Annotated in this window: 17 protein-coding genes; all 17 read left to right on the forward strand. The window is 63.3% G+C overall.

Translation table 11 applies throughout. The features are described from left to right. The first annotated feature begins 9 nt into the window (after positions 1–9). Positions 10–1,041 (forward strand): zinc-binding alcohol dehydrogenase family protein, encoded by a 1,032-nt coding sequence (locus KIO76_RS10040; protein WP_249729557.1) that lies wholly within the window; start codon positions 10–12, stop codon positions 1,039–1,041. 78 nt (positions 1,042–1,119) lie between these two features. After that, complete coding sequence (locus KIO76_RS10045; protein WP_249729558.1) at positions 1,120–1,878, forward strand: SDR family NAD(P)-dependent oxidoreductase; 759 nt, start codon at positions 1,120–1,122, stop codon at positions 1,876–1,878. Positions 1,879–2,001: 123 nt separating this feature from the next. Next, positions 2,002–2,712 carry an alanyl-tRNA editing protein gene (locus tag KIO76_RS10050; protein WP_213323104.1) on the forward strand — a complete coding sequence of 237 codons (711 nt, stop codon included), beginning with the start codon at positions 2,002–2,004 and terminating at the stop codon, positions 2,710–2,712. 112 nt (positions 2,713–2,824) lie between these two features. Next, complete coding sequence (locus tag KIO76_RS10055) at positions 2,825–4,000, forward strand: mandelate racemase/muconate lactonizing enzyme family protein (RefSeq protein WP_213323107.1); 1,176 nt, start codon at positions 2,825–2,827, stop codon at positions 3,998–4,000. Continuing rightward, positions 3,997–4,731 carry a GntR family transcriptional regulator gene (locus tag KIO76_RS10060; RefSeq protein ID WP_213323109.1) on the forward strand — a complete coding sequence of 245 codons (735 nt, stop codon included), beginning with the start codon at positions 3,997–3,999 and terminating at the stop codon, positions 4,729–4,731. The genes KIO76_RS10055 and KIO76_RS10060 overlap by 4 nt, the downstream gene beginning before the upstream one ends. Before the next feature lie 37 nt (positions 4,732–4,768). Beyond that, on the forward strand, positions 4,769–6,085 hold the full coding sequence (locus KIO76_RS10065; RefSeq protein WP_213323111.1) for an ABC transporter substrate-binding protein: 1,317 nt from the start codon (positions 4,769–4,771) through the stop codon (positions 6,083–6,085). Positions 6,086–6,259: 174 nt separating this feature from the next. Then, a complete protein-coding gene (locus tag KIO76_RS10070; protein WP_213323113.1) occupies positions 6,260–7,117 on the forward strand; it encodes a carbohydrate ABC transporter permease in 858 nt (285 codons plus the stop codon). A gap of 8 nt (positions 7,118–7,125) precedes the next feature. Beyond that, positions 7,126–8,004 (forward strand): carbohydrate ABC transporter permease, encoded by an 879-nt coding sequence (locus KIO76_RS10075; protein WP_213323114.1) that lies wholly within the window; start codon positions 7,126–7,128, stop codon positions 8,002–8,004. 5 nt (positions 8,005–8,009) lie between these two features. Continuing rightward, a complete protein-coding gene (locus tag KIO76_RS10080; protein WP_213323116.1) occupies positions 8,010–8,759 on the forward strand; it encodes an SDR family NAD(P)-dependent oxidoreductase in 750 nt (249 codons plus the stop codon). 11 nt (positions 8,760–8,770) lie between these two features. After that, a complete protein-coding gene (locus KIO76_RS10085; RefSeq protein ID WP_213323119.1) occupies positions 8,771–9,208 on the forward strand; it encodes a GlcG/HbpS family heme-binding protein in 438 nt (145 codons plus the stop codon). Beyond that, a complete protein-coding gene (locus tag KIO76_RS10090) occupies positions 9,198–10,949 on the forward strand; it encodes a GMC family oxidoreductase (protein ID WP_213323121.1) in 1,752 nt (583 codons plus the stop codon). The genes KIO76_RS10085 and KIO76_RS10090 overlap by 11 nt, the downstream gene beginning before the upstream one ends. Positions 10,950–11,044: 95 nt before the next feature. Beyond that, positions 11,045–12,016: a GAF domain-containing protein gene (locus KIO76_RS10095; protein ID WP_213323123.1), complete on the forward strand. Its 972-nt coding sequence runs from the start codon at positions 11,045–11,047 to the stop codon at positions 12,014–12,016. Between the two features lie 131 nt (positions 12,017–12,147). Further along, a complete protein-coding gene (gene adh / locus KIO76_RS10100; protein ID WP_213323125.1) occupies positions 12,148–13,680 on the forward strand; it encodes an aldehyde dehydrogenase in 1,533 nt (510 codons plus the stop codon). 75 nt (positions 13,681–13,755) lie between these two features. Beyond that, positions 13,756–14,787: an alcohol dehydrogenase AdhP gene (adhP, locus tag KIO76_RS10105; RefSeq protein ID WP_213323128.1), complete on the forward strand. Its 1,032-nt coding sequence runs from the start codon at positions 13,756–13,758 to the stop codon at positions 14,785–14,787. A 99-nt stretch (positions 14,788–14,886) separates the two neighbouring features. After that, entirely contained in the window at positions 14,887–15,270 is a 384-nt protein-coding gene (locus tag KIO76_RS10110) for a DUF779 domain-containing protein (protein WP_213323130.1), read from the forward strand. Positions 15,271–15,476: 206 nt separating this feature from the next. After that, complete coding sequence (locus tag KIO76_RS10115; RefSeq protein WP_213323132.1) at positions 15,477–16,799, forward strand: MFS transporter; 1,323 nt, start codon at positions 15,477–15,479, stop codon at positions 16,797–16,799. Then, positions 16,796–18,046, forward strand: a complete 1,251-nt coding sequence (locus KIO76_RS10120) for an MFS transporter (RefSeq protein ID WP_213323134.1) — start codon at positions 16,796–16,798, stop codon at positions 18,044–18,046. Before KIO76_RS10115 ends, KIO76_RS10120 begins: the two co-directional genes overlap by 4 nt. The last annotated feature ends 39 nt before the right edge of the window (positions 18,047–18,085 follow it).

The raw sequence follows: 18,085 nt of genomic DNA on the forward strand, positions 1-18,085 counted from the left end.
AGACGTGTGATGAAAGCTCTCTCTATCGATCAGCCCGGCGTGGTCTCGTATACAGAGCTGCCTTGGCGACCCGCAGGCATTGGCGAGATTGGTATCCGAACGGCCTATATCGGCTATTGCGGATCCGATTTGAACAGTTTTCGCGGTAAGAACCCGCTGGTCAAATATCCCCGCGTTCCAGGCCATGAAATATCTGGTGTTATCGAGTCGATTGGTGCTGATGTGCCGGGCCATTTTCAGGTCGGCCAGCATGTTTGCATTCTGCCCTACTTCAATTGTGGTATCTGCAATGCATGCCGCATGGGGCGCCCCAACGCTTGCAAGCACAATGAAACGCTCGGCGTGCAGCGGGAAGGCGCGCTGACCGAATCTATCGCGGTGCCCTTCGGCAAAGTCATACCTGTCGATGGGTTGGCACTGCGAGATCTCGCCTTGGTCGAACCGCTCGCGGTCGGCTTCCATGCGGTGCGGCGGGCTGAGATAACCGAAGGCGAGCGGGTGGTGGTGCTCGGCTGTGGCGTCATTGGTCTCGGTGCGGTGCTTGGCGCCGTGACACTGGGCGCACGGGTCATTGCTGTCGATCTCGCCGAGGCCAAGCTCGCGCAGGCGAAGGGACTTGGCGCTGAGAATGGCATCAATGCCTCCAAGCTCGACGTCGCTGCGACCATACGGGAGCTCATAGGGGAGGATGGTCCGCATGTGGTCATCGAGGCCGTCGGAGCGGAACAGACCTTTACGCAATCGATCGATATCGTCGGCTCCTGCGGCCGGGTTGTCTATGTCGGTTATGCGAAGAACCCGGTAAGTTATGAGACGCGTTTTTTCTTGATGAAAGAGATCGATATCCGGGGGTCGCGTGGCGCGCAGCTTACCGATTTCGAGCGTGTTATCACAGTGATGAAGCAACGGCCCGAAATCGGCGATCTTGTCATTTCTCGCGTCGCGCCCTTCGCCGAGGCCGCAGATGCGATGCGCGCATGGGATGCTGATCCTGGAGCCTTTACAAAGATCCTTGTTGATGTTCATGGTACCCACGAATAGCAGGTCGGCGCGCCGGTGTGCTGCCGAGGGTCGGAGAAAAAAAAGGAATAAGCTATGCAGCTCCCGCCGAATGAAACGATGAAAGATGTTTTCGGGCTAGCCGAGCATCATGCGCTGATTACGGGTGGAAGCAGCGGTCTCGGTCTCGATATTGCACGTTGTTTCCTCGCAGCAGGTGCGCGCGTGACGATTACTGGAACAGAGGTAGAGAAACTCGACCGCGCTGTCGAAGAGTTAGGTGAAGGTGCGGCTGGCTTCGTCTGGGATGTCACCAAGCTCGATGTGGCGAACGATTTCGCGGAAATGGTGCAGGACAAGCGCGGCGCTGTTTCAATCTTGGTCAACAACGCTGGGCGAACAGTTAAGCAACCGCTCGACGCGATGACGCCAGAAGACTTCCAAGCTGTTCTCAATATCCATGTATCGGGCGCATTTTCGTGTTCGCAGGCATTCGTCAAGCAGATCGAATCCTGCGGCAACGGTTCGATTCTATTCACAGCGTCCATGAGTTCATTTCTCGGCATCCCGAATGTGATCGGCTATTCTGCCGCAAAGGCCGCGCATGTGGGTATGGTACGCGCACTCGCCACCGAGCTTGCCCCGCGCGGGGTGCGTGTCAACGGCGTCGCCCCCGGATGGATTGATACGCCGCTGTTTCGCAAGGCGACGGCGAGCGATCCGGCGCGGCGGGCCAAGATCGATGGGCGTATTCCCATGAAGAGGCTTGGAAGCGGTGCGGACATCGGCTGGGCGATGACCTACCTCGCATCACGCGCGGCGAGCTATGTGACCGGGCATATTCTGGTGGTCGACGGCGGCGCGCTGCACGGCTTCTGACGCGACGGTGCGGCAGTCCCCGTTCGCTCAGGGCTGGCTTCGGGGCGTCGGGCCTTTTTCCGGAGGGTGACGCGCCGTCGAGGGCGCTTCCCAAGGCTTGGCCGATGCTCTAACAATTGGTTCATGAAAACGCAGCTTCTCTTTCGTGATGATGCCTATCTCCGCGAGACCACTGCGCGTGTGATTGCTGTCGACGATACCGGTGTACAGCTCGATCAGACCCTTTTCTACGTTCAGGGCGGCGGGCAGGCCGGTGATCGTGGCACGGTCACCCTCGCCGATGGTGTCAAGCTTCCAATCTTGAACGTCGTTTACGGCGCGGATCGCTCGGTTGTTCTCCATCAGATCGGGGAGGGCGCGCGCCGACCGGACATCGGGGAGAGCGTCTCTCTGGCGCTTGACTGGCCCGTTCGCTACGCGCGGATGCGGGCCCACACTGCGCTCCATCTTCTCTCGGTCATCCTCCCTTATCCGGTGACTGGTGGGTCCGTGGGCGATGGCGAAGGGCGGCTCGATTTTGATATTCCAGATGCCATGCTCGACAAGGACGCTCTCAGCGCGGAACTCACGGCCATGGCGGCGCAAGACGCTGTTGTCAGCGAGCGCTGGATCACCGACGATGAGCTTCTCGCCAATCCTTCGCTTGTCAAGACGATGTCGGTCAAGCCGCCGATGGGAGCGGGCCGCGTCCGGCTTGTCGAAATTGCCGGGCTCGATCTGCAGCCGTGTGGTGGGACGCATGTGCGGCGCACCGGCGAGATCGGCACGGTGGCCGTGACGGGGATCGAGAAGAAGGGCAAGCAAAATCGCCGCGTCCGGATCACGCTTGCCTGACGAAGGGCCCGCAAGCCGTTATAAATAAAGGGGTCGAGTGACGGATCGGGAGGCAGTCTCGCCGCTTGAAAAAAATAAATTATAATTTATAAGCTTCGTGGTGAGGTGGCCCATGAAGCTTGTCGGCGTCAGTGTTTATCCCTTGGCTGCAACATTCGCGCGCCAATATGGCGGGCTTGCCAATGTGCCGCCTGAAATTCTAGCGCCTGCGAGCCATTTCCGCCGGATCCCGCGGACCGGCCAATATGCGACGCTCGTCAAAGTGACGGCTGACAACGGGCTGAGTGGCTGGGGGGAGAGCTTTGGCCTCCCTTACCCGCTGGCGGCGGCAAGTCTTATCCAGAACGTGGTCGCGCCTGTGGTTATCGGCCTGGATGTCGATGAGCCGGCCGCCATGCTGGCGGATCTGGCGACCTATTTTCGGGCTCTGGGGCATACCCGCGGCCCTGCTATCGAGGCCCTGGCGGCTGTCGATATCGCGTTGTGGGATCTGATCGCCAAGAATGCCGGCCAGCCGCTCGCAACACGTCTCGGCGGCTCGCCGGGGGCGGTTGAAACCTATGTCAGCCCCGTCGCGCTCTTGCCGACGCCAGACGCGTCCGCAGCCGCCGCGCAAGCCCTTATCGCCCAGGGTTACCACGCCGTGAAGCTGAAGATTGGCCGGGGCATCGCGGTGGACCTCGATCATATTTCGGCTGTGCGCGAGGCACTTGGCGAGCACCGGCTCATGCTCGATGCTAACTGTGCCTATGGCGTGAGTGACGCCATAGCCCTCGCGCGGGGACTGAAGAATCTCGATATCGCCTGGCTGGAAGAACCGATTCCGCCGGACGATCCGGCTGCTCTCGCTGCCGTGCGGAGAGCCTCGCCGGTGCCAATTGCTGCGGGCGAAAACGAATTTATTTTGCCGGCTTTTGAAGCTTTGGCGAAGGCTGGTGCTGTCGACATATTGCAGCCCAACATCACGCGTGCGGGTGGCGTCAGCGGCCTCGTAGCCATCGGCGAACTCTGCGCGCGTGAGGGGCTGAGGCTTGCGCCGCATGGCGTCGGCACGAGCGTCGGCGTGTCCGCGGCGCTGCATGTGTGCCGGGCCTTGCCAGCAGCTTGGTGTTATGAGGCGAACCGGCTGCCGAATGCCTTGCGGGACGAGCTGGCCTTGGCACCGCTATGCCTGGCGGACGGCAACCTTGTGGCCCGCGATGGGCCGGGACATGGCGGCGATCCGGATGCTGATCTGCTGACAGCGTTCCTCCTGTCGGACGATAGAGGGGCGAGGGTGCTCGCATGACCTCCGCTCTGCCAGACCCAGCAGAACTCGGCGAACTCGTCGGCAAGCCCGGCGAGACTTTGCAGGAGACACTTCATCGCACGCTTCTCGAAATGATCCTGTTCGGATATTTCGAGCGCGGCGCACGACTCTATCCGCAAGAGCTATCGCTGAAATTCGGCGTCAGCCTGACGCCGGTGCGCGAAGCGCTGATGCGCTTGGCGACCGAAGGCTATATCGAGGCGATCCCGCGGCGTGGCTTTCATATCAGAACCCCGACGCCCAAGCAGGTCGCCGATTTATGGCAGGTGCGTTTCGGCCTCGAAGTCATGGCGGGTGAGCTGGCTATTGGGCGTCTCAAAGCCGGTGACATCACCCTGAAAAGTCTCGGACCCCTGGAAAGCATCCAGGGCAAGCTGGAAGCGGCGCCGAAGCGCATGTCGCATCGGCTGCATGTGGATCTGAACGGGCGCTTCCACCATTGTCTCGTCGAATTGAGCGGTAACGATCTGCTCGTCTCGCTTTATCGCTCGATCCAGATGCAGTTGCTCGGTGCGTGGATCCAGCGCGGCCTTAATTCCTGGCGCGATCGCCTTGAAAGCGAAGGTGTCGAGCATCACGCCATTATCGCTGCCCTGCGCGCGCAGGATGTGGAGCAGTATCGCGCGGCGACGCGCAAACACATCGACAGATCATTGCAGGGCGCCCTCAAAGACCTGTCGGCGCAAAGCCCTGGCAGGGAAGCCGAATAGGCTACGGCAAAAAAATGAAGGAAAGGGGAGGAAGACGATGATGAAGACGATGGGGTCAAAAAGGCTGCGTCTGATCGGAGGGGCGAGCCTGCTCGCGTTGGCCACCGCGCTGCCGGCGACGGGAGCGATGGCGGAGACGATCCGGATGTGGACCTTCCTCAATCCGGCCGGGAATGCGCCGCGGGAGAAAGCCCTGGCCGAGATCATCGCCAAGTTCGAGGCGGCCAATCCCGGCGCCAAGATCGCGGTCGAGCCTCAGGTCTGGGACCAGATGACGCCGAAATTCCTCGCAGCAAGCAGGGGCGGAAATGCGCCCGACGTCATTTGGGTGATCACGGACCTGCTCGGAGATGCCATCAAGTCAGGCGCTATGGCGGATCTGCGGAAGCTCTTCATAGACGGATGGACAAAGGAGCAGGTTGCCGATCATGCCGGCGCCTATTGGGATCAATGCGCTATCAACGGCAAGCAATACTGCCTTTTTACGTCGCGCAACTACATATCGGTAATCTACCGCACAGATCTTCTGAAAGAGGCGGGTATTGACCCGGCGACCTTGACCACTTGGGATAAATTCACCGAAGCGGCGAAGAAGCTCACGATCAAGGACGCTGCCGGCACGGTGACCCGTTGGGGGTTCGGTCAAGGCTTCAGCGAGGCGCAGGCCGATCCCCAGATGATGATCCCGGCGACGCTCGCTGAGCAGGGCACTCTCTTCGAGGAAAATGGCAAGGCGCGTTTCGCGACGCCCGCCGGCGTAGCGGCGCTTGCGCTCCAGACTGACATGATCACCAAGCACGGGGTGACGCCGAAGCAGGCGGCGACATGGACGCCGGACGACCTGATCGAGCAATTCTCGGCCGGACGCCTCGCGATGTACACGGGCGCGAGCGTGCGCGTCTCCAGCGTCCAGGCGAAGATCGGCGCGGACAAGGTCGGGCAGATGCTGTGGCCTGGCAATGGAAAGAAGCCGCATTCTCCCGCTGTCATGGCAGGTTGGGCGGTCGGCGTTTGGTCCGGCTCCAAGAATCAGGAACTCGCCGGCCGCTTTCTCGAATATATGACCGGCCCGGAGGGCGATTCCATCTGGGTCACCGTTGGTGGACAGGCACCGACGCTGGGAACAACCATCAAGTCTCTCGGGTCTTACTTCGATAAACCAGGCAATAGCTATATGACCGTCACCACTGAAGGTGCCCGGAATTTCGGATGGCTCGCCCCCATCGACTTTGGCGTCGGCGGTTACCGGCAGGCCCTGAACAAGGCGGCGCAGAACGTCGTGGTGAACGGGGCGGATCCGAAGACGGCGCTTGAGGAAGCGGAAAAGGAATTCAATCGCCGCAACAACCGGTAATGCGCGATGGGGGGCATACGGCGTTGCGTATGCCCCGCCGAGCGTGCGGTGGCGCCTCGGTGGAGTGGCTGACATTCCGGCCTGCTCGACGTTTCGTAGATCCGGATATCAGGCGCGCCTGCCGCATCATGGAATTGCTGCAGATGTCGTTGCGAACCAAGGCATGATACTCACATGAGATCGAGCGCAACTGCGTATATTTATATAGCGCCAGCCTTTGCGCTACTTCTCTTCGTTTTGTTCTCTCCCGTGCTTTACGGATTCTGGTTCACACTGTTTCGTATCGAGTATGGGGCCCCGACGGATTTCGTAGGCTTGGGCAACTACGTCAGGCTCATGGAGGACCCCTCTCTGCTCCCGACGCTGGGTCGCAGCGGCGTCTTCACGGCAGCCTGTGTCGTGTTCACGATCATGATCGCCATGGCGCTCGCGATCTGGATCAACCGTTTGCCGGCGCGCACGGCCTTCATGGTGCAGATGGTCGTCATCGTGCCGTGGATCATCTCGGCGGTGGTCGCCACGCTTCTCTTCCGGTGGGTCTTCGTCAACGACATCGGTGTCGCAAGTTATGTCGTCCAGCTCCTCGGGTTCGATGCGATGCAGCCGCTGAACAACCCAACCGGGGCGATGGTGCTGCTTGTCGCAGTGTCAGTCTGGAAACGTATCGGCTACGCGGTTCTCGTGCTCCTGGCTGGTCTCAAGAGCATACCGGACGACTATGATGAGGCCGCGCGTATCGACGGTGCCAATAACTGGCAGATATTCCGCATGATTACGCTGCCGTTGTTGAAGACGCCTTTGTTGTTGATCGCCATCGTCCTAACTCTGTCGACCTTCAATACCGTCGAGACACCCTTGGTAATGACCGGTGGTGGTCCCGGCGACGCGACGCGCATCCTCGCCATGGATGTCTACGAGCGCGCCTTCACGAACTACGATCTCGGCTCGGCCACCGCGCTCGCCATCGTCATGTTCGCGGGCAACATCCTCCTCGTGATGTCCTATGTGCGGCTCGCCCGCTGGCAAGCGTGAGGACCGCCATGACCTCGGCAACATTGTCATCAGCTGTCGCCGCCGCGCCGGTCCGTCGTTTCGTGCCGAGCCTCGGCTGGCTATGGAGCGGGCTCTTTGGCTGTCTCGTCATCCTCAATATCGCGCCGCTGATCTGGGGCATCATCACCTCCTTCAAGGGGCAGGCGGATCTGTTTCGCTTTCCGCCGACATTCGTCAGCTTCACGCCAACGATCGAGAACTATGAACGCGTGTTCCTGAGCGGCTTCGGCGGCAACCTGGGCATCAGCCTCGTCAATGCGCTGGTCGCGGTGGTCTTCGCCCTCGTGCTAGCCCTTCCTGCCGCCTATGCTTTTGACCGCTTCAACTTCCCCCTGCGTCGGGTGCTTTTTCTGGCGGTGGTCGCAAGCATACCGCTGTCTATTGGTGCCGCGGCCCTGCTTATTCCCAACTATGTTTATTTTGCATCGCTAGGGCTCACGAATACGCCGATCGTCTTGCCGATGCTCTACGCGGCTCACCAGTTGCCCATGGCGATCTGGGTGATCAAGGGCACGATCGAAGGCATCCCGCGCGAGCTCGACGAGGCGGCCACGGCGGACGGCTGCACGACCTTCCAGATCCTGCGCTACGTGATCCTGCCGCTGGTGCGCCCGGCCTTGGGCGCTGCCGCCATCCTCGTCTTCGTGGGGTCGTGGAACGAATTCGTGGCGAGCTCGGTGATGGTGGATTCGCCCTCGCTGCGCACCGTGCAGCCCGCGATCTACAGCTTCATCGGGTTCTTCGGCCGGGAGTGGGGGCCGCTCACGGCCTCGGCCACCCTCGCCATCCTGCCCATCCTCATCATCTTCGCCCTGTTCGGCCGGCTCATGGTGTCCGGCCTCACCAAGGGCTCCGTCAAGGGATAAGCGATATGACATTGTCTCGTCTCGATGGCCGCGTGGCCGTCGTAACCGGCGCTGGGCGCGGCATCGGCCGGGCCGTGGCCGAGGCACTCTACGCGCGGGGCGCGCGGGTCGCCATCGCCGATATCGACGGTGACACGGCGCGCCTGACGGCGGATGCGCTGGGAGAGGGCGCGCTCGCGGTCGTTGGTGATGCCGGTCGAGGGGAGGATGTGGCGCGAATGGTGTCCGAGGTCGAGCGCGGCCTCGGCGGCATCGACATCCTCGTCAACAATGCCGGTCAGGACAATGCGCTCTCCATCCTCGACATCGACGAGGCGGAGTGGGACCGGCTGATGACAACCAATCTGAAGAGCGTCTTCCTTTGCACCAAGGCGGTGCTGCCCGGGATGATCGCCAAGGGTCGCGGGCGCGTCATCAGCATGTCGTCGCTGGTCGGCCGGCAAGGAGCGATCAACGGCGGCATCCACTATGCCACCACTAAGGCGGGCATCCTGGGCTTCACCCGCACGCTCGCCCGGCAGATGGCGAAGCACGGCATCACCGCCAATGCGGTGGCGCCGGGGCTGATCGATACCGATCTCATCCGCGAGAACGTCACACCGGAAACGCGGGAGCGGCTGCAACAGGCCATTCCGCTAGCACGGCTCGGCGCCACTGCCGATGTGGGGAGCGCCGTCGCCTTCCTGGCCTCGGACGAGGCGGCCTATATCACGGGCGCGACGCTCGATGTGAACGGCGGCTTCTGGATCGGCTGAGGGGGTACATCATGCAGGTCATCACGCGCATCGGCCTGAGCGAAGCCAATCACGTCCTCGACGCTGCGCAGCGCCGGGCGGAGGCGATCGGGGTGCCGCAAAACATCGTAGTGGTCGATGAAAGCGGCCATCTCGTCGCCGCGCGGCGCATGGACGGCGCCAAGTTCATCGCCGTGGACATCGCGATCAACAAGGCGTTGACGGCGGCCGGTAGCCGCAAGGCGACGCGCGATCTCGCGCCGGCCGTGGTGCCAGGGCAGGCGGCCTTCGGCATCCATGCCCAGGCGGGTGGCCGCTTCACGACGCTCGCCGGCGGCATTCCCCTGGTCGTGGAGGGCGTGGTCGTTGGCGCGGTCGGGGTCAGCTCCGGCTCGACAGACGAGGATCAGGAGGTGGCGGAGGCTGGCGCGCGCGCCTTCGCGGAGCGGTTCGCGAACCATGCCGGCTGAGACGCCGGCGGAGGCGGGGGGCGAACCCGGCCAGAATGTCTTTGACATCGCGATCGTCGGCGGCGGTAGCAGCGGCTGCGTGCTGGCGAACCGGCTCTCCGCCGATCCGCGGCGGCGGGTGCTCCTCATCGAGGCGGGGCGGGACATCAAGCCGGGGGAAGAAACGCCCGCGATGCTCGATATCTACCCCGGCCGCGTCGCCTTCGACCCCGTCAACCACTGGCCCGCCTTGCCAGCCTATTTCCGGCCCGTCGCGCATAACGCTGCCGAGCGTCCTCCTCTCGGGCGCTATGAGCAACCGCGACTGATGGGCGGCGGCTCCAGCATCAACGGTCAGGTTGCCAATCGCGGCACGCCCGATGACTATGACGAGTGGGAACGGCTAGGGGCCACGGGCTGGAACTGGCAGTCGGTGCTGCCCTATTTCAAGAAGCTCGAGCGGGACCTCGACTACGGCGGGCCGCTCCACGGCGACAGCGGGCCTATCCCCATCTATCGTGTTCCTCGCGAGCGCTGGCCGGCCTTTTCGCTAGCGGCGGAAGCGGCGCTGGCGGACGCCGGCTTTGCTGCGCTCGGCGACCAGAATGGCCGCTTCGAGGACGGCTATTTCCCGATGACGCTCTCGAATGACGGTGTCCACCGCGTCTCGACAGCGCGCGCCTATCTCGATCGCGAGACGCGCCGGCGTCCCAATCTGGTCGTCATGGCGGATGCTTCCGTCTCGGGCCTCATTTGGCAGGGGCGGCGGGTGGTGGGCGTCAGGATCCATGGCACAAACGGCGTGACGCGCACCATAGGGGCTCGGGAGACCATCATCGCCGCGGGCGCCATTCACAGCCCGGCGCTGTTGATGAAATCGGGCATAGGGCCGGCGACAGATTTGCGCAGGCTCGGGCTCCCGGTCGTGCATGACCTCCCGGGGGTCGGCCAAAACCTGCAGGAGCATCCGGGGATCTCGCTCTCTGCTTATCTTGCGCGCGGCGCGCGACTGCGGGGCACGACGCGCCGGCATATTCACCTTGGTCTGCGCTACAGCTCGGGCGTAGAAGATGGAATGCCGTCGGACATGTATATGATGGTGGTGGCGAAATCCGCCTGGCATCCTCTTGGCCGGCAAATCGCGACGCTGCTGTCGTGGATCAACAAGCCCTATGCGCGTGGCAGTGTCACCTTGCAGAGCGCTGATCTGTCAATGCCGCCGCTCGCGGCTTTCAACCATCTGGCTGATATTCGTGATGTCAGGCGATTGACGGCCTCGGTCCGCTTCATGGCGCGCCTCCTCGCCTCTCAGGCGCTGGTCGGGCACGTGGCCCATGCCTCGCCCTCGCGCTACAGCGGCTTCGCCAAGGCGCTGGGGCGCTATGGCCTGCGCAACTTCCTCATCACCGCGCCGGCGGCGGTGGCGCTCGACGCGCTGCCTTTCCTCCGGCAACCCTTCTTCAGGAGCTTTGTGGCAGGCGGCATGCGCCTCGCGGATCTCCTGGCGAGCGATGAGGCGATCGCGACCTATATCCGCGATAATGCCTTCGGCCAATGGCATGCCTGCGGCACCTGCCGGATGGGTACCGCCGAAGACCGTGAGGCTGTGACGGATCCCGCCTCGGGCCGTGTCCACGGCGTGGGCGGGTTGCGCGTGATAGACGCCTCCGTGATGCCGACGGTGCCACGCGCCAATCTCAACATTCCCGTCATCATGCTGGCTGAGCGTCTGGCTGATGCTGTCCTTGCGGCAGGTGATTGACACATCCCACCTTGCCGCCGGACTATGGCGGCATAGATGAGCAGCGGCTGTGAAAGCTCCGGAGCTGGCAGAGGCGGAACGGAAAGGTCGCAGGGATGGGCGAGACGGCCAAGGCGCACCATGCCGCAAGGGTTTATTCAACGTTGAGCGATGGCGCCTCGGCAGCGCGATCTGCTGTCGCGGCTTCCTGGTCGCGCTCTGTCACCCAATATGGTTTGGATCCGGACCAGCACCGTCCGCCGCATCGCCTTGACAGCGCAGCTTTCAATCTGGCCTTCGAGCGGACTGAGAAGCTGGTCAGGCTCGCGCAGCACACGCTCGACCGCCTGTTCGAGGCCGTGGGTGACGCCGGCTGCTGCGTGCTTCTCACCGACCGCGACGGTGTGCCGCTCGATCGCCGGGGGGCGGCGGGTGATGACGCGGATTTTCTCAATCTCGGTCTCTGGACCGGCATGGTTTGGAGCGAGGCGAGCGAGGGCACCAATGGTGTCGGCACGTGCCTTGCGGAAGGGCGTCCGCTCACCATCCATCGAGATCAGCATTTTCTCACCCGTAATATCGGCCTGAGCTGCACCGTCTCTCCCATCTGGGACGCTGAGGGCCGACTGGTCGCGACGCTCGATGTCTCGACCTGCAGGTCGGATCTGACACCGACCATGCTACGCCTGATCGCCACGGCGGCGAATGAGGCGGCGCAAGGCATTGAGGCGCGTCACTTCCGCGAGACCTTCAACCACGCCCGGGTGATGCTCGGACCTGACCTCGGCAAGGGCGCTGTCGGCCTCATCGCCGTCGATCGGGAGGATCTCGTGGTGGGCGCCAATCGCGCCGCCCGCGTGGCTTATGGTCTGACGGATGCGCGCCTTGGTGCGCCTTTTCCGGCCGCTGACCTTTTTGAGGGGCCGGATAGCCCCAGTGAGGATCTCGCGACGGCCGAGCGCGGCGCCGTGCAGCGCGCTCTCTCCCGCGCCAAGGGCAACGTCTCGGCTGCCGCCCGTTTGCTCGGTGTCAGCCGCGCGACCATGCATCGCAAGCTCTCGCGCTTCGGGCTTGGCCGCAACCATTGACGTGTTGTGTGCACCTGTCGCAGTCCTGCGACAGGTGCACCGCAAAACAGACGGAGGGCGGCTGACATTCCTCTGCAACCGGCGTGATGATCCCTGCATGAGACCGCAGTCGATAGGCGGCCCGACGGGACATGCAGGAGGAAACCTTGAACAAGCCAGAGATCTTTCGTGCGGCGGCCACGCCTTTCAAGGCGCGCTACGGCAATTTCATCAATGGTCAATGGACCGAGCCGCAGGCCGGCCGCTATTTTGAGAATACGTCCCCCGTCAACGGCAAGTTGCTCTGCGAGGTTGCGCGCTCCGACGCCAGCGACATCGAGGCGGCGCTCGATGCCGCCCACGCGGCCAAGGATGCCTGGGGGCGCACCAGCGTCGCCGAGCGCGCGCTGCTGCTCAACCGCATCGCCGATGTCATGCAGGAGAACCTGTCACTTCTCGCCGAGGCCGAGACCTGGGACAACGGCAAGCCGATCCGCGAGACGACCGCCGCCGACCTGCCGCTCGCCATCGACCATTTCCGTTATTTCGCCGGCGCCGTCCGCGCGCAGGAGGGCGGGATCTCGGAGATCGACCACGACACGGTCGCTTACCATTTCCACGAGCCGCTCGGCGTCGTCGGGCAGATCATCCCCTGGAATTTCCCGATCCTGATGGCGGTGTGGAAGCTTGCGCCCGCGCTTGCCGCCGGCAACTGCGTCGTGCTGAAGCCGGCGGAGCAGACGCCCGCCTCGATCCTTGTGCTCGCGGAGCTCATTGCAGATATCCTGCCGCCTGGTGTGCTCAACATCGTCAACGGCTTCGGCCTGGAGGCCGGAAAGCCGCTGGCGTCCAACCCGCGTATCGCCAAGATCGCCTTCACCGGCGAGACGACGACCGGCCGGTTGATCATGCAGTATGCCAGTCAGAACCTCATTCCGGTGACGCTGGAACTCGGCGGCAAGTCTCCGAACATCTTCTTCAAAGATGTGACGGCCGATGATGACGACTATCTCGATAAAGCCATCGAAGGTTTCGTGATGTTCGCCTTGAACCAGGGCGAGGTCTGCACCTGCCCGAGCCGCGCGCTGATCCATGAATCGATCTACGATCGCTTCATGGAGAAGGCGCTCGGCCGCGTGAAGGCCATCAAGCAGGGCAATCCGCTCGATCCGTCGCCGATGATCGGCGCGCAGGCTTCGTCCGAGCAGCTCGAGAAGATCCTCAGCTACTTCGACATCGGCCGGCAGGAGGGCGCCGAGATCCTGGCAGGAGGCGAGCGCAACGAACTGCCGGGCGATCTCGCCGGCGGGTACTACGTCAAGCCGACGGTCTTCAAGGGCCATAACAAGATGCGGATCTTCCAGGAGGAGATCTTCGGACCCGTCGTCTCCGTCACCACCTTCAAGGACGACGACGAGGCACTCGCCATCGCCAACGACACGCTCTACGGGCTTGGCGCCGGGGTATGGACGCGTGACGGCAACCGGGCCTATCGCTTCGGGCGCGCGATCCAGGCCGGCCGGGTATGGACGAACTGCTACCATGCCTATCCCGCCCACGCGGCTTTCGGCGGCTACAAGCAATCGGGCATCGGACGTGAAAACCACCGGATGATGCTCGATCATTACCAGCAAACCAAAAACATGCTGGTCAGCTATTCGCCGAAAAAGCTTGGCTTCTTCTGAGCAAGGTTGATCTTGGTCATGGGGCAGCCGCCCGGCTGCCCTAGCTTAACCGGGTTAACGCAAGGAGGACGCCTTATGGCAAGGACCATGAAAGCCGCCGTCGTGCGGGAATTCGGCAAGCCGCTCGTCATAGAGGAAGTGGCCGTTCCCGAGCCGGGACCGGGCATGATCCAGGTCGCCATCAAGGCCTCGGGCGTCTGCCACACGGATCTGCATGCTGCTGAGGGTGACTGGCCGGTGAAGCCGAACCCCCCCTTCATTCCGGGCCATGAAGGTGTTGGCTTCGTCTCCGCGGTTGGCCCCGGCGTCACGCACATCAAGGAAGGTGACCGGGTCGGCGTGCCGTGGCTTTACACCGCCTGTGGCCATTGCCGGCACTGCCTGGGAGGCTGGGAGACCCTTTGTGTCGAGCAGCAGAACACGGGCTATTCCGTCAACGGGGGCTTCGCTGACTATGTCATCGCGGACCCGAATTATGTCGGGCACCTGCCGGCAAACGTCGGCTTTGTGGAAATCGCACCGGTGCTGTGCGCCGGCGTGACCGTCTACAAAGGCCTGAAAGTCACCGACACCAAGCCCGGTGACTGGGTCGTCATCTCTGGTATCGGTGGCCTGGGCCACATGGCCGTTCAATACGCCAAGGCTATGGGGCTCAATGTCGCCGCGGTGGATATCGACGATGCCAAGCTCGATCTCGCCCGGCGGCTCGGGGCGACTTTGACTGTGAACGCCAAGAATGAGGATCCCGCTGCTGTCATCAGGCGTGAAACCGATGGCGGCGCGCAGGGCGTGCTGGTAACGGCGGTCAGCCCCAAGGCCTTCGAGCAGGCGATCGGCATGGTCGGGCGCGGCGGCACGGTCTCGCTCAATGGGCTGCCCCCGGGCGGCTTTCCGCTCGACATCTTCGGCATGGTGCTGAACGGCATCACAGTTCGCGGCTCTATCGTCGGCACCCGTCTCGACCTGCAGGAATCACTCGATTTTGCCGCCTCCGGCAAAGTCCGTGCGACGGTCTCCACGGCCAAGCTCGATGACATCAACGCTGTCTTCGACAAGATGCATAAAGGCCAGATCGAAGGCCGCATCGTTCTCGACATGGCTTCCTGAAGGGCCTCCTGAGCGCGCTCCCTCGCGCAACCTTGCCGGACGGAGCTGTCACCGTCCGGCTCTTTTTTATCGGCGTCAACGATAGGTGGGACGGTTATCATGACGGAGGCGCCCGCAGCCCGGGTAGTAGCGACGCCGGCGGCGATCGCACTGATGGAGAAACTCAAGGCGCAGCACGGCCCCATCCTTTTTCACCAGTCCGGAGGGTGCTGCGATGGCTCCTCGCCGATGTGCTATCCGCAGGGGGATTTCATCGTTGGCGACCGCGACGTCAAACTCGGAGAGATCGAAGGGACCCCTGTCTATATCAGCGCGTCGCAGTTTGAGGCGTGGCAGCACACGCAGCTCATTCTCGATGTCGTGCCGGGCCGAGGAGGCATGTTCTCGCTCGACAATGGTACGGAGCAACGCTTCCTGAGCCGTTCGCGCCTGTTTTCCGGTGAAGAGATGTGCGTTCTGCCTCCGCCATCCCGCGGCCGCTGACCCGAAGCTCGAAGCGCCGCACCCCTTTCCTGAAGCTTCCACCATCAGGCTTCGGCGCATAGCCGCTATGCACGCCGGTTGCCCTCCCGCGCTTGGCTTTCCCGCGTCTCTCGACTATCCGGAAGATGGCAAGGATTGCACAAGGACTGTGCAGCCATCAACGCGACGGATCGCGAGGAGTCCGGCGCCGAGGGAGTTCACGATCCATGGCAAGGTCGCAAGCGGTTGCGCCCGGCGGAAGAGAGCCTGCGTCTGTCCAAGCTGTGTCTGTCCTTGAGGGGACGGCGGCCTTCGGCGCACCGCTTCTCGTTTTGGCCCTCGGCCACATGCTCTCCAACATGCTGCGCACCCTGCCGGCGATGGCCACGGACGTGATGGCGCTCGATCTCGGCGTCAGCGCGGAGGCGCTCGCCAGCCTGACGGGCGCCTACCATTTCGCCTTTGCGGCGGGCCAAATTCCAGTTGGCGTGGCGCTCGACCGCTACGGCGTACGCACGGTGTCGCTGACCCTCTTCACGATCGTCACCATAGGGGCTGCGCTGGCGGCCGTGATCGGCGGGGCGACCGGTTTCCTGCTGACGCAGATCGTGCTCGGCATCGGCTGCTGCGGCATGCTGCTGTGCCCGATGACACTGGCCGCGAAAATGCTGACACCGGCGAAGTTCGGCCTGTGGTCCGGCCTCATCCAAGGCGTCGGCAACTCCGGCATGCTGCTGTCGGCGAGTCCGCTGGCCTGGCTCATCGAGACCTCGGGGTGGCGGGCTGGCTATGCCGCCGCCGCGATCGCAAGCGTCATCGTTGCCGGGCTCGTTTTTCTGCTGGTGCCCAATACGCCGCCTGACCGAGGTGCCGAGCACTCCACTTTGCGTTCGGAGGTGCGAGAGGTCGTGCGGATCGGCGTGTCCGCGCGGATGCGTGGCATCATCATTCTCGCCTTGGCATCGTTCGCCGTGATGATCGGCATACGGGGTCTCTGGGGCGGCCCATGGCTCATGGACATAAAAGGCGTCAGCCGGGTCGAAGCCGGCACCGTGCTGATGCCGATGACGGTCGCGCTCGTAATCGGCCCGATCGCGTTTGGCATGCTCGACCGGCGCATGGGCCATCGGCGGGCGCTGATCATAGGGGGGCACGCGATTGCCGGGGTGATGCTCCTCCTGCTTGCCACGGGCGCCCCCGGTGGCTTGCTGTCAAACCTCGCTGGCCTTGCGCGCCTACCGGTTTCCTATGACACCGCTGTGCTTTTCGCATTCGGCGCGACCATCGCGGTTCAGCCGCTGCTCTTTGCGATGGGGCGCTCGATCTTCTCGCCTGAGAAGGCCGGCAAGGCCCTCGCGGCGATCAATTTCGCGTTCTTCGCGGGTGCGGCGATCTTCCAGCCCGTGACAGGTGCTGTGTCCACGCTCTGGGGTACGGCGGGGGTTATCGTCTTTCTCGGCCTGCTCGTGCTCGCCTGCACGCTGGTTTTCGCCGTTCTCACGCGGCCGGCTCACGCGGACATCGGAACGAAGCGCGCGGAGCGCGGATGATGCCGGCTTTCGCCGCGATGCAGGGGCGGTGGGGCGGCCAGGAACTCGCGCTTCTCGGCAAGGTGTGTATGGCGCATTTCGTCAGCCATTTCCACATCATGACTTTGCCAGCCTTGATTCCGCTCTTGCCAGCGCATTTCGGCGTGGGATTCATCGAGATCGGCTTGGCGCTGACCGTGTTCAACCTCGTCACCCTGGTGGCGCAGACGCCGATCGGCTTCCTGACCGATCGCTATGGCCCGCGGCGGCTGCTGATCGGCGGGCTTGTACTTGGAGGCGCGAGCTTTATCGGGCTCGCGGTCACCGAGACCTATCCCCTGCTGCTGATTGGGATGGCTTTCGCCGGCCTCGCCAATTGCGTCTATCATCCGGCGGATTACGCTTGGCTCTCCCATGGCATCGACGGCGGACGCATGGGCAAGGCGTTCTCCTTTCATACCTTTGCCGGCTATTTCGGTGGAGCGGTCGCGCCAGCCGTTCTGCTTGGGGTCGCGGCTTTCGGCGGCGTCCCCATGGCTTTCGCGGTCGCCGGGGGAATCGGCTGCGTCGTGGCCATCCTGATCGCGCGGATGCCTGAGGACAGTCCGCACGCGCCGCGCCGCGCGCCCGCTACGCCGGCGCCGATTGCGGCCGATGCGTCCACGGGCGTGAAAGCGCTACTCAGCCCCGCGATCCTGGTTCTGATCGTGCTCTTCATGCTGCTTAATCTCAGCACGGGCAGCCTGCAGAATTTCTCGGTGTCGGCGCTGACGACGGGATATGGCGTCGATCTCGTCATGGCGAACACGGCGCTGTCCGGCTTCCTCTTCGCAAGTGCCTTCGGCGTGCTCGTCGGTGGCGTTCTGGCGGATCGCACCAGCCGCCACGGCTATGTGGCGGCTGCGGCTTTCGGTGTCACAGCCGTTCTCGTCGCGATCATCGCCGTGACGCGATTGCCAGCCGCCGCGCTCGTCGTGATGCTGACGCTCGCCGGGTTCCTCTCGGGCGTGATCGCACCGTCACGCGATATGCTGGTGCGCGCTGCCGCGCCGCGCGGCGCCGAGGGGCGTGTATTCGGGATTGTGACGACAGGGTTCAATATCGCCAATTTCTCGGGCCCGCTCTTCTTCGCCTGGCTGTTGGATCGGGGGCTTCCATCATTCGTCTTTGCCGCGACAGCGGGTTTCATGGTGCTGACGGTCGCGCTGACGCTTTGGCAGGAAGCATCGGCGACGTTTTCGAGCAGGCGTGAGCCAAGACCGAGTTAGGAAATTTTCGCTGGAACCGCGCGGCTTCGCTCGACGGTC

Source organism: Chelatococcus sp. YT9, assembly GCF_018398315.1.
Classification (GTDB): Bacteria; Pseudomonadota; Alphaproteobacteria; order Rhizobiales; family Beijerinckiaceae; genus Chelatococcus.

Coding starts and splice junctions, on each gene's coding strand:
- KIO76_RS10040 (WP_249729557.1), top strand. CDS start 10: ATGAAAGCTCTCTCTATCGATCAGCCCGGCGTGGTCTCGTATACAGAG.
- KIO76_RS10045 (WP_249729558.1), top strand. CDS start 1,120: ATGAAAGATGTTTTCGGGCTAGCCGAGCATCATGCGCTGATTACGGGT.
- KIO76_RS10120 (WP_213323134.1), top strand. CDS start 16,796: ATGATGCCGGCTTTCGCCGCGATGCAGGGGCGGTGGGGCGGCCAGGAA.
- KIO76_RS10080 (WP_213323116.1), top strand. CDS start 8,010: ATGACATTGTCTCGTCTCGATGGCCGCGTGGCCGTCGTAACCGGCGCT.
- KIO76_RS10090 (WP_213323121.1), top strand. CDS start 9,198: ATGCCGGCTGAGACGCCGGCGGAGGCGGGGGGCGAACCCGGCCAGAAT.
- KIO76_RS10060 (WP_213323109.1), top strand. CDS start 3,997: ATGACCTCCGCTCTGCCAGACCCAGCAGAACTCGGCGAACTCGTCGGC.
- KIO76_RS10110 (WP_213323130.1), top strand. CDS start 14,887: ATGACGGAGGCGCCCGCAGCCCGGGTAGTAGCGACGCCGGCGGCGATC.
- KIO76_RS10075 (WP_213323114.1), top strand. CDS start 7,126: ATGACCTCGGCAACATTGTCATCAGCTGTCGCCGCCGCGCCGGTCCGT.
- adhP (WP_213323128.1), top strand. CDS start 13,756: ATGGCAAGGACCATGAAAGCCGCCGTCGTGCGGGAATTCGGCAAGCCG.
- KIO76_RS10095 (WP_213323123.1), top strand. CDS start 11,045: ATGGGCGAGACGGCCAAGGCGCACCATGCCGCAAGGGTTTATTCAACG.
- KIO76_RS10085 (WP_213323119.1), top strand. CDS start 8,771: ATGCAGGTCATCACGCGCATCGGCCTGAGCGAAGCCAATCACGTCCTC.
- KIO76_RS10115 (WP_213323132.1), top strand. CDS start 15,477: ATGGCAAGGTCGCAAGCGGTTGCGCCCGGCGGAAGAGAGCCTGCGTCT.
- KIO76_RS10050 (WP_213323104.1), top strand. CDS start 2,002: ATGAAAACGCAGCTTCTCTTTCGTGATGATGCCTATCTCCGCGAGACC.
- adh (WP_213323125.1), top strand. CDS start 12,148: ATGCAGGAGGAAACCTTGAACAAGCCAGAGATCTTTCGTGCGGCGGCC.
- KIO76_RS10065 (WP_213323111.1), top strand. CDS start 4,769: ATGATGAAGACGATGGGGTCAAAAAGGCTGCGTCTGATCGGAGGGGCG.
- KIO76_RS10070 (WP_213323113.1), top strand. CDS start 6,260: ATGAGATCGAGCGCAACTGCGTATATTTATATAGCGCCAGCCTTTGCG.
- KIO76_RS10055 (WP_213323107.1), top strand. CDS start 2,825: ATGAAGCTTGTCGGCGTCAGTGTTTATCCCTTGGCTGCAACATTCGCG.